The organism is Tolypothrix sp. PCC 7601 (genome assembly GCF_025677855.1).
Classification (GTDB): Bacteria; Cyanobacteriota; Cyanobacteriia; order Cyanobacteriales; family Nostocaceae; genus Aulosira; species Aulosira diplosiphon.
On record NZ_CP064886.1, the window covers coordinates 16,681 to 30,313 of the forward strand.

The 13,633-nt window shown below is 41.6% G+C and carries 9 protein-coding genes and 1 pseudogene; 4 read left to right on the plus strand and 6 right to left on the minus strand.

Annotation, left to right across the window (positions count from 1 at the left end):
• Positions 1–76 precede the first annotated feature (76 nt).
• From HG267_RS40375 to HG267_RS40390, 4 genes are all read right to left on the minus strand, one after another.
• The gene (locus HG267_RS40375; RefSeq protein ID WP_045874783.1) at positions 77–2,644 is read right to left on the minus strand and encodes a hypothetical protein; all 2,568 of its coding nucleotides are present in this window, start codon (positions 2,642–2,644) and stop codon (positions 77–79) included.
• Positions 2,645–2,753: 109 nt separating this feature from the next.
• On the minus strand, positions 2,754–3,716 hold the full coding sequence (locus HG267_RS40380) for a tyrosine-type recombinase/integrase (RefSeq protein WP_045874784.1): 963 nt from the start codon (positions 3,714–3,716) through the stop codon (positions 2,754–2,756).
• Positions 3,717–3,831: 115 nt separating this feature from the next.
• Entirely contained in the window at positions 3,832–4,386 is a 555-nt protein-coding gene (locus HG267_RS40385; RefSeq protein WP_045874785.1) for a hypothetical protein, read from the minus strand.
• 359 nt (positions 4,387–4,745) lie between these two features.
• Positions 4,746–8,972: a DEAD/DEAH box helicase gene (locus tag HG267_RS40390; protein ID WP_194007795.1), complete on the minus strand. Its 4,227-nt coding sequence runs from the start codon at positions 8,970–8,972 to the stop codon at positions 4,746–4,748.
• 322 nt (positions 8,973–9,294) lie between these two features.
• Between HG267_RS40390 and HG267_RS40395 the strand changes: the two genes are divergently transcribed.
• From HG267_RS40395 to HG267_RS40410, 4 genes and pseudogenes are all read left to right on the plus strand, one after another.
• Positions 9,295–9,729, plus strand: coding sequence for an Hsp20/alpha crystallin family protein (locus HG267_RS40395; RefSeq protein WP_045874786.1), 435 nt, complete (start codon positions 9,295–9,297; stop codon positions 9,727–9,729).
• 118 nt (positions 9,730–9,847) lie between these two features.
• Positions 9,848–11,142 (plus strand): annotated as a pseudogene (locus HG267_RS40400) (ISKra4 family transposase).
• Positions 11,143–11,184: 42 nt separating this feature from the next.
• Positions 11,185–11,574: a hypothetical protein gene (locus tag HG267_RS40405; protein WP_045868481.1), complete on the plus strand. Its 390-nt coding sequence runs from the start codon at positions 11,185–11,187 to the stop codon at positions 11,572–11,574.
• 256 nt (positions 11,575–11,830) lie between these two features.
• Positions 11,831–12,331 carry a hypothetical protein gene (locus HG267_RS40410; protein ID WP_045874762.1) on the plus strand — a complete coding sequence of 167 codons (501 nt, stop codon included), beginning with the start codon at positions 11,831–11,833 and terminating at the stop codon, positions 12,329–12,331.
• Positions 12,332–12,334: 3 nt separating this feature from the next.
• On the opposite strand, the gene HG267_RS40415 is transcribed toward HG267_RS40410, so the two are convergent.
• The gene (locus HG267_RS40415) at positions 12,335–12,556 is read right to left on the minus strand and encodes a hypothetical protein (protein WP_052335476.1); all 222 of its coding nucleotides are present in this window, start codon (positions 12,554–12,556) and stop codon (positions 12,335–12,337) included.
• Between the two features lie 128 nt (positions 12,557–12,684).
• Positions 12,685–13,563 carry a hypothetical protein gene (locus tag HG267_RS40420; RefSeq protein WP_045874763.1) on the minus strand — a complete coding sequence of 293 codons (879 nt, stop codon included), beginning with the start codon at positions 13,561–13,563 and terminating at the stop codon, positions 12,685–12,687.
• Between the last annotated feature and the right edge of the window lie 70 nt (positions 13,564–13,633).

Below are 13,633 nucleotides of genomic sequence, written 5' to 3' on the forward strand. Positions count from 1 at the left end.
TAGCCCAAACGCTGATAATCTAGGGCATACCAATTAGACTCAGGTAGTAAATCATATAATGAAGCTAAACGAATTTCTAAAACTCCTGATGCATTAGCTTGTAATTGGTAAGGTATCTTTTCATTATCATTGTATAAAACCGTAATCCAGTTAAGATTGGTTCATCATCCGTTAATAATTTCCAATTAATAATCTGTGATTGGCTATTTGCTATGGTTAACAAAATTGAAGATTCTGGTTTTGTTAACCTAATTAGACGACCTCGCCATCCTCTAATGCTAGACGGAATATAGCTATCTAAAACCTCAATCCCGTCAGCAAATTCTGGCTGAATATCATTAGGAGTGAAGAAAATTATTTCTTCTAAACCAATAATTACGGGATTTTGATTTTGTAAAGGTAAATGCTCTCCCGTAACAGCATTAAATAACAAACATGGCAAATTACTGTTAATACCGTGATATTGCCATTCCATCAACTCCTTATTGTTGTGGTCTAGCAGTTGACAATTCCATTTGTCCAATGCTTGATTAACTTCAATTACTAGTTCTGGAATTATTAAATCTCCATTTGTAGGAATTGTATCCTCCCAATCGGCTTGTGGAATCTGGCAATATGTTCCTCGTAAATTTCGCCATTCTGGCTTCCACAAAGCTTGCTCAGGTAATAGTAATTGTGTGTTTAAAGTATCAGCAATATCTAAGCTCATTGACAGAGGTTTAATACGCCTGGTAATAAGATTTTGACTGCGGCTTGAACCTGGTTTTGGCGTTAAAACCTGAATTAAAGCATTCCAGTTTCGCAAGAAAAAATTTTGCGGTAAATAATAATTACCTAATAGTTCCTCTCGTTCATTATCATCCTCTAACACTTGAGGAGAAGCATTTTGCCTTTCTAATTCTTGTGCAATTAGAGCAATACCTTGAAGTAGTTGTCCAGAAATTGGTTCAGTTTCTTTGTCCTCAGCATAGCTGGCTTTAAGAAAATTAACCAGCGTCCCCCATTGCGGATGTTTTTCTTGGCATAAATCCAATAATACTTGTGATAAATCCTCAGCAGGAGTATGAGCTATTTGCCACCAACCATATTCATCAGCTATTTCTTGAACTAATTGAGCAAAATGACCCAGATTTTGTTCTGGAACGCCACTTTGCAACCATAATGTTGAAATGTACTTATATCCACCATTTGCCCTAATTAAACCTAGTAAATCGATTCCTTCATCTACAATTCGACGCAGAGCTATTTCCACTCTCTGATTGTGATTAATATCTAAGCGTTCGCAGAAACCTTGCCAAAATCTTTCATTGGAATAATAGTAAGCATATTCAGAAAGAGCGCAAGTCAAAATTTTGAGCCAGTTTTGCTCTAATTCATAAAATTCACTTTGCAGTGAATCGTATGTAATTCTGTCAAACTGCTGCAAGTTTTGACCAACAATATCAAGTATTTGCTCACTAGCTTGGCGTTTAATACGAATACTACCAAGAAATCTATGTCCAACTGGACGATTGCGGTGTGCCCAGTGTGGTAATATTTGCTCTTCCCAAATGTTTTTAGTATATTGAGAATTTCTGAAGTTAGAGCCTAATCTTACTCTTGGCTTTTGGTAATTTTTATTTGATGCCTGGTATGAAGAAGTAGCTTCATTTACCTTGAGAGGTAATTTTGTTGATAATTCACTTTTAGTATCCCTAATTGAAGCTTGCTTATTTTCTTCAGCTTGTTTGCGTGCATCTTGAAGCTGAGATATTTCTACTTGAAGACGCTCTTTTTCCGCAGCCATTACGCCCAGTTCTTGACTTAACTGGTCTTTTCGCTGCTGTTGATTGAAAATTTGCTGTTGTAATTGGTGAAGCTCCGTTTGTAAATTACTTAAATCATGTTGTAATTTTTCATAATTATTTTTTACTACTATAATGGCCGAATTCAGTGCAGCTAAATCTTGCTTTAAAGGATGAATTTGGTTTTTTAGTTTAGCTATTTCATTTTCTATTTGCTGCTTATTCTGTTCTAAAATTGTGAGGTTATAACTAAGCTCGTAACGGTAATTTTCTTGAAATGCTATTTGTTTTTGTAATTCATCCAGAGCGACTCTATGAGACTTAATAAGGCTTTGTATATTTTGTCGATCATCCGAAATTTTTGCTATTGCTGAATTAAGTTCTGTTTCTTGGTTTCTTAAATCCTGAAGTTGCCTTTGTAAAAAATTAGATTCAGTTTCTAACTGCTGTTTTTGACTTTCAAGAGTAGTAAATATTTGCTCAAATTCTTGTTTCTGGTTTTGTTGTGCTGCAACTTGAGTCTGGAATTGATACTGCTCTGTTTGCAAAGAACTGAGAGCCGCTTCTATCTGTTTTTTATTTTCAGTAGCAGTAGAAATCGCTTTTTGTAAATTACCTTCTTCCAGCTTGAGAATCTCAGTTTGTTTCTCAAGTTCTGTAATATTTTGTTGCAAAGATGACAATTGATGACTCAATTGCTGCTTGCGCCATTGTTCTGTAGCTAAAACTCCTGTGGCTGTAGCAGGTAAGGCAATCAGTCCGGTTATAGCTGCGCGTTTAATATCCCTATCTAGCGTCAGACTTATACCAAAGCCAACACTGAAGCTAAGTAAACCTAAAATTAACCAGTTCTTAGCCATGTAACCTGAGACACCTATCTAAAACCACGGTTTTACGTCAGAAAGCAAATAGCCTGTCTTAATTATTACTTAAAATTTTTAAAGGGTATATGATTCCACGCTCATACTTTCAGTCTGGAGAGCGCGGTTGCGTATAACCAATATCCAATTTCTCCATCGCTTTACGCTTAGTCTCCTCACCCCGTCGGTCATACTTCCCCGTGGTTACAGGAGAAGCGTGTCCGGCTAATTTCTGCACCGTAACGATATCAACCCCCGCATCCAACAAGTCAGAACAAAACGTCCTTCTAAAATCATGGGGACTAAATCTCTCAACCCCAGCCGACTCCGCCCGTTTTCGCACAATCATTAATATTGCCTGGGGAGTCATCCTTCGCCATTGCAACTCTCCCCCCTTGCGGATGGGTAATAGTAGCGGTCCCGGTTTGCGTGTGCGGAGTTTCAACCACTCTTCCACCGCTGCAATAGCACGGGCCGGCATATACACCGTGCGGTCAGTTTCATTCTTACTACCAATAATCTCCAACGCTCCGGTAGCTAAATCTACATCTTTCAAATGCAGGGCAACTACCTCAGCCCGTCGCAACCCACACCGCAGGATCGCAATTAACGCCGCATCCCTTACCCCCACAGGCGACTTGTCAGCTTGACAAATCCCCATTAGCGCTGTAATTTCATCAAGTTTTAGCGCCCTACCCCTAAGTCTTTTTTTTGCCTTTATAGACGGTAAATCTACTGCTTTCTGGTAGTCAGTTGCAGCCATCAAATCTAACTTAAACGCTTCAGTGAGTACCCTCCTTAAAGCACACAACATCTTATTTGCCGTTGCCGGGGCGTGTTTTTTCATCAAAGCAGACCTGACAGCAGCAGTATGTTGATAACGCAGCGATGCCCAGTTGAGAGTCATGTAATCACATTTGTCGTTAGTCAACAAAGCCGCGATCGCATTGAGGGCTTGTTCCATAGTTGGTCTCGACCCAGATGCAAGACTATCCAAGTACACCGCTGCTGGATGAGCAGTCAGCGGTAATGGCTCCGTTAAAACCAGTGTCTTGACTACCCCTGGACGCATTAATTTATCAGAACTAGGCTTCTAGTAAACAATCATCCCACGTAATACCCATCGCTTATACTTAAAGTCAAGTGTTTGTTTGCATTTCTTTATAATTATTGAGTAGATATATTCTCTACCGTTGGGGGTGGTATAGTCCGTCCGAAGGATTCCATTCCCAACCCACGCTCATTGGATCGCGGTTGCGTGTATAGCTAAGAAATTCTTTGCTACTGAGTTTTTCTCTTTCTGCAATCAAGCTTTGGGGGGTAACACCAAGTCTTGGGGCAAGACTTTCGTTTGTCCTGGGTTGTAATTCAACTTGTGTTTGTTGGTATGGGTATGATTGTCTTCTTTGTTTAGGTTGACTGTTGTATCGAGTTGATAAAATAGCCCGTTCGATTAACTCCAGTTTTTTGGTCATTGCTTCGAGCTTGGTTTCCACCGACTTATCTCTATCAGCAAGATGGGACTCCAATTCCTCCAACTTCTCCTGCAATTGTAAAACTTGTTTGCTGCCAGCTAAATCGATATCAATATTGCTATCAAATGTTGCTACTAACTCCTCTAATGCTTGCAGCAAGGCAATTGTATGCCCCTGCCGATGTAGCTTGGATAGTTGCCGAACTATCCCAATTAGTGGGACAGGCACGCGGATCATCTCGCTGGGTGGGGACTTTTGTTCAGCCATTTGATATCAATTTCGATATCGACAAGCTGATTTTAAAAGTTATGGCGTGTCACCGGAATTTACTGAGTATTAATCATATCCAACTGTTGTAATATTGTTACATATCGACATATCTTAGTCAGGCGATCGGGTCAATTTTGGGTTTGAAGGGGGAAGAAGCGATGTCTTCTCTACGAGACGCTTTCAGCGAACGAGAGGCTGCGCCCTAAGCGTAGCTATGCCGTAGGCTTTACGAGACGCACTAGCGAACGCGTCTACGCACTCTCGCGCCCATGCCTTCATGCGATCGCCTCCGGCGAGGCGTAGCCCATCGCACTTGATCGAATAATCTGTTGTCTTCTCCTACAACCAACTCTCAGTTATACGCCAATCAACTCCAGTAACGCCTCTGTGGATATCTTGCCACTAATATCAGTACCTTCGAGCAAGCTATCTGCTAAATCTCGCTTGTGGTGATGCAAATCCACAATCTTATCTTCAATAGTATCTTTTGCTACTAAGCGATAGATAGTCACCGGGCGTTGTTGCCCAATGCGATGGGCGCGGTCTGAGGCTTGGTCTTCTACGGCAGGATTCCACCAAGGGTCCATGTGGATAACGTAATCTGCGGCAGTAAGGTTAAGTCCTGTACCCCCCGCTTTCAGGCTAATCAAAAATACATCACCTGACCCAGCCTGGAAAGCATCCACCCGTTTTTTGCGCTCTGGAGCGGGGGTACTGCCATCTAAATATTGATAATTAATACCTTGCTTATCCAGATAATTGCGGATGATGTGTAAATGGTCAACAAACTGACTAAACACCAGGGCCTTATGACGATTCTCCAGTAAATCTCCCAGCACCTCAGCAAAAAGTTGCAGTTTCGCGCTGGATAGTTCAGTATCAGGCATAACGAGACTGGGATTACAGCAAGCCCGCCGCAGTCTCATAATTTCTGCTAGCACTTGCAGGTGTTTGTGCCCAGCAGTTGCATCACTGTCAGTCAGTTTGGATATTGCCTCACGGCGCAACGCTTCATAGAACGCCATTTCCTCCCGACTCAACTCTACGTGCAACAGAATTTCGGTACGAGAGGGTAATTCTTCCAGTACTTGATTTTTCAGGCGACGCAACAGAAATGGTTGAATGAGTTTTTTGAGTTTGTTGCGTACAAGTTTATCCTGAAATTTCTCAATCGGAATAGCAAAGCGTTGATTGAAGCTTTCAAAGGAACCTAGTAGCCCAGGATTGATAAAGCGGAACAAATTCCACAATTCGCCAAGGTGGTTCTCAATCGGAGTCCCAGTGGTAATTAGTTTAAAACTACCTTTGAGATTCATTGCAGCCTGGGAACGTTTGGTGGTCATATTTTTGATTGCCTGGGCTTCATCCAGCACAATTGTTTGCCACTGTACTTGGGAAAGCATTTGCGATACTTCTTCCTGCTGCAACAGACCATAGCTGCACACCAGCATATCAAAGGGTTGTAAGGCAGATAGTAGATTTTGGCGGTTAGCGCCTCCAAATTGCACAATATTAAGAGTAGGAGCGAACTTCTGGGCTTCACTCACCCAATTCATGCACACGGAAGTTGGGGCAATAATTAGGGTTGGCCCCTCATGGGCACGTATCAAGATAACAGCCAATGCCTGCACGGTCTTACCGAGTCCCATTTGGTCTGCCAAGCAGGCTCCCACACCCCAATGTGCCAGCCGCGCCATCCAGTTGAATCCTTCCATTTGGTAGTCGCGCAGTTCTGCTTGGAAGGTAGAAGGGAGTTCCGGTTGCAAGCTTTGTACTTCCTTCAACCGCTGGATATGTGCCTTCCAATGTTTATCGGCTTTCACCTTACCCACCTCATCAACAAAATCCTCTAAGCCTAATGTTGCTAAGGGATGAAAGCGGATACCTTTACTGTGCTTTTCTGAAAACGATCGCAATTCATCAAGGCGTTTGCGAAAAGCTTGGGTTAAAGCCAAGAATTGACCATCTCCCAGGGGGATAAAACGACTGGGGGTTTTATCCAAGAGTTCTAAAAGTTGCTGCATATCCAGCACTAGGTCTTTATCCAGTTTCAACTCGCCAGTAGCTGCAAACCAATCTTGCTGGCGTTGAATGGACATTTGGAAATCTTTCAAGTCGGCTTGGTGCTTGACACGCAGTTTTTCTCCTTCCGGCCATTCCAGTACTACAGTATCCCCTAATGCTTGCAGTTCTAGCAGTAATTCCAAACAGTCTTCTGGGTCTTCTAATAGCCATTCCCTATCTTGTTCTTCAGCCTGAGTTAAGGTAGGACAGGCATTGATTGCGGCATTGGCAAGTTGTTTTTCTTCCTGCAAATTACGTCTGGTTTGCAGCCGTTTACCTTCTATCTCTGCAATTACAGTCTCACCACCCGTACCAGGGCGGTAATAGGGGCCACCTTGGGCAAAGGGGCGAGACAGTAGGGATACTTTCAATCCAGCGTTGGCAGGTAACAGGTGAATGTGGGGTATAGTCTGGGCTGGTACTTCTTCTGCTCCCTCTAGTCCGCCACCAATGTCAGAATGCACGGTGACGATGCCAGAGACGGCATTGATGGCGGCTAAGACTTGCTTTTCGGCAGTGGCGGGAACTAAGAGTCGGTTTTCCTTACCGATAATCTCAGCGATGCGTCGGTGTTCGGCAGTAATTTCAATTACCTTAATGCGGGTTGGGGTTTCTTTAATAGTGAAGATATTCTGTGATGGCTCTAGTTTGGGAGAAAATTCTAAAGTTAAGCGATCTCGTTTTCCTTTTTTGACAATTAGTTCCGGTTCTCCCTTGACGATTTCCACACGGGTGGTGGGTGCATCTTCCCAAAATACCAAAGGGTGTCCAATTAACGCAGAGATTGCCTTGGCGCTGAAGGTATACTCAACTTTGCCACGATATCCATAATCATATGAAGTAAATGTTTCAATGCAGCCGCATACCCTCAGATCCTGAGATGTAAGATAATCAAGCTCACCCAAATTTCCGCTTAGACGCTTGATGGCTATGGGACGGCCTTTACTCCACTCACCTTTGGCGTTAACTTTTTGCTCCCGTGGTTGCAAGATACATTTGCTAGGGTAGAAAGTAATAAACCATGCCAAGCGCAGTTCTGTCTGAGCTTTTACTGGTGCTGGCGGTTCCTTCTGGAGATTTGCCAGTGCGTTTAAGCACATCTCCCAAGGTTCTTGTGGCTGCATCACGTCAACGATGCTGTCTATACCGATATCTTCACGTAGTATTTCTGCTTGGGTTTCATAGCTGCTATTCGGTTTGAGTCGGGACAAGAGTTCTGCACTCTCCATTGCTAACCAGTGATAACCAGATGCCACGGCTTGCTGGTAGAATTCCTCTAACAACCTGGGTAAGTGTTTTTTGGCTCTGTCGGCATCTACCCAGTAATGGCACAGAGCGAAAAACAGGGTTTCTAGGCTGTTGTGTTCTTCAGGGAATAGAATGCGGTTGCTGATGATGAATTCTTTTTGAGCGATGTCGCCTAATTGGACTTGCAGCAAGATTTTCAACTGTGCATAAATCGACCTCAGCCAATGGTCTGACTGACGTGCCAGCAGACTGGTGTAATCGAGTGCTTCTTGGAGACTGTCCCGCGAACCATCTTTGATTAGTGCCAAGATAAAAAACAAGCCGCCCATAGTGCTAAAATACACTTGACGCTTGCCTGTGGCTTTTTTGAGGGATTTGAGACCAGCAGTGTAATCTGCGATCGCTTGCTGATTATCACCGAGTAAAAAATTCAACCAACCCTTGTATACTGCGGCTTCCGCTTGATAATCCTCAGATATGCACTCCAAACTCTGTTGTGCTTCTTGGATACAACCCCGCAGTAGTAGTTGTTCTGTCAAAATCAGGTGCAAGTAATCTGAGGAATGTTCGCCTCCTGTAGCGCATTCTTCTTGCAGTAAGGTAAAGGTTTCATCAGCAGGAGAACATAAGAGCGCGGCGTTGATGAGGATGATGGATATGCAGTTGTCATACAATTCTGGTGGCAGGGTGCGAAACCAATCGGCATCGAATGGGTTAGTGCAAATCTGCTCGAAGATATTTTCTATAGATATCTTGTCTTTGCTGTTATTGTATCTGTTGTAATCTTCAATCTGTTTGTTAATGAAACTCAGGTTGTGGCTGTAAAGACCAATGCGGACTTCCCTGATAAATTGGCTTTCCCTTTGGAAATACACTGGCCCATCTTGCCAACGAGCTTTTACTCCTAACTTGTTATGCACTGCTTTGACCATGTATTCAAAACAGCCGGCTTTTACTGCCGAACGAGTAGCAATCTCTACCAATAACGGATGGCATTGAGGCCCTTGACCGTGTTCTTGAACCAGCAAGCCTGCTGCTAGCAATCCATCGATATAGGGCTTTAATGTAGGGTTAGTGAAAGACTTATAATTTTTATCGCGCGCACCGATGTAATTGAAACATTCCAAGAACGAAGTTCTGTTGATCGGTTCGTAAATTACCGAGAACAGTTGGACAATCTTTTCTTCTAGTGGTGGTAGCTGACGGTACGCTTGGGCGAGTTGGGTTTGTAGTTCTTGGTGATCAGCCTCAGAATCGTTCATGGTAATCATCGGGCGCGTTACATCCAATCATGAGAAATTTTCGTACCGTTAGAGTATTTTACATCTATAACGTACTAGTTGTTCTTAGGCGATCGCGCTTCACGCTGCCTGCATCACCCCACTTTTTAAGCTAGACATTTTCGGGAAAGCCGTACCCAATAATTCGTATTGTTACTACCTTTTATTTAGTCAAATTTTAGGTGCGGTAATCCTGAATTTTATAAGTGAGATTAACCGTATTTTCAGTCATTGTATTTCGCCATATTCTAATAATCAAAGCAATGATAAATCCTGAAGTAAGTAAATAAAAAATTACAAATTGGAGAGAGTTATGGTATTAGTACGCTACAACCCCTGGCAAGAATTGAACGCACTGCAACGTCAAATCGACTCCTTATTTGAAGATTTCCCAGCACCCACTTTGGCTAGAGCTATAGCAGCCGAACTGCACGAAACCGAAGAAGCCATACACCTGAAGCTGGAACTGCCTGGAATCGAGGCTAAGGATGTAGATATCGAAGTCGCCGAGAATGCAGTGAAAGTGGTTGCCGAACGTAAAGAAGAAACTAAAACCGACAATAATGGTAAAACAAGAAGTGAATTTTACTACGGCAAGTTCCAACGAGTAATTCCCCTGACTGCTCGCATTCAAAATACCAACGTCAAGGCAGAATATAAAGACGGTATTTTGAATTTGACTCTACCTAAAACCGAGCAAGAAAAAAATAAAATCGTCAAAATTAACCTTGGAGAAGCTGCGGCATAGAGTTGATATCAGTCAACAGATATTCAACTAATAGTGGGTGAACGAAAAAAAGTGTGGGAGAGGAGTTAGCGGACAAATTCCGCTAACATATCTGAGATGCCATAAAACCAAACTTCCCATGAACAACCACCAATCAATTCTGTCTCACATCAATGACACACTCCAGGACTTACCGGAGTGTCACCATTTAGAAGAATTTGTGGGCGAATTTTACAATATGTGGCTAAAATTAGGGAACTTTGTGCAACAAAGCTTATTCCAAGCCTTAATTGAAGAAAAAGAAGCCGAATACTCACATCCGAGAACTAAACGAGAAAAAAGATATTACACTCCATTAGGTGAAATGGTTGTTGTACGTAGAGCTTATGAGACAACAGATGGTATTAAAGTCAAAGTTGATGAAGAGTTAGGACTACCAAAAGATAAATGGCTACCAATGGTATTAGAATTAGCCTGTGCCTTGGGAGTTAGTAGTGAATTTCCAAATTCTCACTCCTTGTTTCAAAAATGGACAAGACTAGATTTGACACAAAAAAACCTTAGCTAATCAAGTAGAAAAGACAGGAAATCAACTACAAACACAAGAGTTTCAGGTTCGATGTGAGCAAGACACTTCTTCACAGTTTGGAATTCCCAATCAAGAGCAGGAACCACCAGATTTATTATATGTGGGAGTTGATGGAGTCATGACTCCCTTGAATCAAAAACAAGGATATAAAGAAGCAAAAGTTGGTGTAATTTTCTGGAGTAAAGACCATCAAAAAGTTGGTAAAAAAAGAGGTGTTATACGTACTCGGGAATATGTAGCTACTTTAAAATCTCGACCAGAATTTACTCAGAGAGTATCCCAGTTATATAATCAAGTAGCAGGTACAAAACCCACAAAAACCGTAGTAATTGGTGATGGCGCACATTGGATTTGGTCGATGGCATCAGAACAATTTCCAGGTTCGGTGGAAATTCTCGACTTTTTTCATCTCTCGGAATATGTGTGGGCAGTAGCGAAAGCAGCGTATCCAAATAACGAAGACTATCAATTGGATTGGGTAAAAACTCAACAACAATTACTAAAAAAAATCACAATGGAATACAGTAATTGAAAATTGTCATCAATTCCCCAAAAAGAAGAAAGATTTAAAGGGAGCTATTACCGATTTAGAGCGTTATTTAACTAATAATCAGAGTCGGATTGATTATCACTCTTATTTAAAAGCTGGTTTAATGATTGGTTCGGGAGTGGTTGAAAGCTCCAATCGGCGTGTGGTTACACAAAGATTAAAACAAGCGGGAATGCATTGGTCTTTATTTGGAGTTGAAGGAGTTATGGCATTAAGGGCAGCATATTTAAGTAATTCAACTCGATGGTCAAATTTTTGGTCATCCAAATCTTACAATTACAGTCAGGTAGCGTAAAGTTTACGATAAAACTTGTCCTTTGAAGTTAGTACTTACATAGTGGTCAAAACAAGAGAACAGAATCTTTCAGATTTAGCACATAGAATAGAACAATTACAAGCCAAAAGAGAAGAAATCAACCAAGAAATCTCTACTCTTCTTAAGAGTGATGTAGCTGCTAATAGTTGTTGGATTGTTCGTTACCGCGCCAAAGGTAAGGGTGGCGCTTATTGGTATTACAAGTGGCAATCAGGAGAACCTATCTTTGTTACCAAAAATGGTAGCAAAAGTTGTCATCAATATATTGGTAAAGCAGGTAGTCCTGCTTTTTTAAAGGCAGTTGAGATGATGAAAAATCGGACAAAAATCGAAGCGTTAAACCAGGTGCTTCATACATTAGAACTAGGACTCAATGACCTAGTTGAAGAAGCGGCAAGATTTCAAAAATAATTCATACTCTCATAAGAGTTAACATCTATATGAGTCAGAGCTTAGTTAGCGTATGATGTACGCTAACTAAGCTCTTCCCCACACCTTTTTTCGTTCACCCACTAATAGTGTGACATGATGTTAAACCTGGTTGAAATTTATCAACCAGGTATTTTATTTTAATAAATACTTGTTAAATTGCTTTAGTTGGAATAAAAAGTGCGATTGGAAGTTCGGCTAATTCGAGGTCAAGATAACGCAATAGCAGAATAAGTTCATGAGCGAACAATTTGCCAGTCCGATGGATTTGCTGTTTGATGAAGAATCGTTGCTTTTGGGGATCGAAGCTGAGGATGCGGTAGGAGGTAACATCGGTGCTGGTTTAGACTGGGGTTCTGCCATCGGTCAACTAATGCTCAACCCCGGATTGTTCACTCGCCTAACTACTTTACGGGTTTCGCTTAACCGGGAAGTGCGATCGCTACTCAACGATTGGAATTTGGGAACTGCGACTTCTGTTGCAACTTCTACAGCACGGGAGCGCCTGCTCCAAAAGTTGAGAATGCCCACCCCTCAAGTACGAGAACGCATCGAGGCTATTTTACTGAGGGATGAACTTTATGGCGAAGAGTTTATTTCCAACCGACAGGTGCTGCGCGAACTAATTCTTGTAATGCTGACACAAGAAGATTGGGAAACTATAGCAGCAGTTGCGGCAGATTCATTGAAAGTGCAAATTATGCACCAAGCCTCGGCTCTGGAAAATCTCGGCGAATAAATATCAAGATTGTCCACCAAATCTAGCAATCAATTCCTCCCGTGACAATTGCATGAGTAATGGCGTAAATTCTTGTGGTGGTAAGGCTAATAATAATTCAATAATTGCGCTTAATTCTTTATCTAATGAACCAAAGCGAACTTGTAATAAGTTTTCGACAACAAGACGTTCTCCTTCCAGTTTGGCTTGTTCTCGGTCTTGTTGATACAGTGGTTCTAGCCGCATAATTAACTCCCTATCATCATGTAGCTGGAGTTTAATTTACCTTAATTTATAGCATAAAAAGCCGGAGATATTATCCCCGATATGGTTTATTATGAATTGACAATGGGATATAACTGATAAATAAAATATCAAGATTGTCTGCCAAATCTAGCAATTAATTCCTCCCGTGACAACTGCATGAGTAATGGAGTAAACTCTTGTGGTGGTAAGGCTAATAATGGTTCAATAATTGCTTGAAGATTGTTATCTAATGAACCAAAACGAACTTGTAATAAGTTTTCCACTACAAGGCGTTCTCCTTCCAGTTTGGCTTGTTCCCGGTCTTGCTGGTAAAGTGGTTCTAGCCGCATGATTAACTCCCTATCATCTTCTTCTAAATTTTGATTTACTCTCAAATTCTGGCGCAGGTTGTAAACTAATTCTAGCGTCGCTTTCTGGAATGGATGATTTGATGGTAGTGCTTTTAACTCATTAATTGCCTGCTCTTGTACCCTTCCTCTACCCAGGATTCTCAGCCATAGTGTTTCTAGGGTTTGTGGTAACTGATGGATGGCTACAATGGCTGTCCGTAAATAGTCTGCCATGAAATGTACTCCAGGCAACCAATCTTCACCTTGAACTGCACGAAATCCTGACAACAGCGTCGTGGATGCTGTGGGGGTGAGAATCCATAATTTGGGAATTTCTAATTCTTGAATGGGAGTTTGATTTTTATTAGCTTCTCGTTGTAATGCACCCCTAACTTCTAATAATTTCAACAGACAATCACAAATTTCTTCTTTAGATGCCGCATTGCGGAATGGCTCAAAGATAGCAGGATTAGTCGCAAACTTTCCTAATAAACCTAATGTTGCTAAATCGGTAGTTTGTTGTGCTGCTGGAGAAAAGAAAACATCAATTTCTCGCACTTCTCCTGCTACACGACTGGGGGCTTGTACTTCTCCATAAGGTTTTAGTAATTCTTCCAGATAATCCTTGGCGAATTGGTCATGAATAAATCGAGTCATTCAATTTGATTTATTGGGAATGATTGGAAATAATTAATAATATTTTATCTGTTTTTACAACTATAATAAT

Bases quoted from the DNA above. Each gene is read 5' to 3' on its own strand.
- HG267_RS40375 (WP_045874783.1), bottom strand. From the start codon at position 2,644: ATGGCTAAGAACTGGTTAATTTTAGGTTTACTTAGCTTCAGTGTTGGC.
- HG267_RS40380 (WP_045874784.1), bottom strand. From the start codon at position 3,716: ATGCGTCCAGGGGTAGTCAAGACACTGGTTTTAACGGAGCCATTACCG.
- HG267_RS40385 (WP_045874785.1), bottom strand. From the start codon at position 4,386: ATGGCTGAACAAAAGTCCCCACCCAGCGAGATGATCCGCGTGCCTGTC.
- HG267_RS40390 (WP_194007795.1), bottom strand. From the start codon at position 8,972: ATGATTACCATGAACGATTCTGAGGCTGATCACCAAGAACTACAAACC.
- HG267_RS40395 (WP_045874786.1), top strand. From the start codon at position 9,295: ATGGTATTAGTACGCTACAACCCCTGGCAAGAATTGAACGCACTGCAA.
- HG267_RS40410 (WP_045874762.1), top strand. From the start codon at position 11,831: ATGAGCGAACAATTTGCCAGTCCGATGGATTTGCTGTTTGATGAAGAA.
- HG267_RS40415 (WP_052335476.1), bottom strand. From the start codon at position 12,556: ATGCGGCTAGAACCACTGTATCAACAAGACCGAGAACAAGCCAAACTG.
- HG267_RS40420 (WP_045874763.1), bottom strand. From the start codon at position 13,563: ATGACTCGATTTATTCATGACCAATTCGCCAAGGATTATCTGGAAGAA.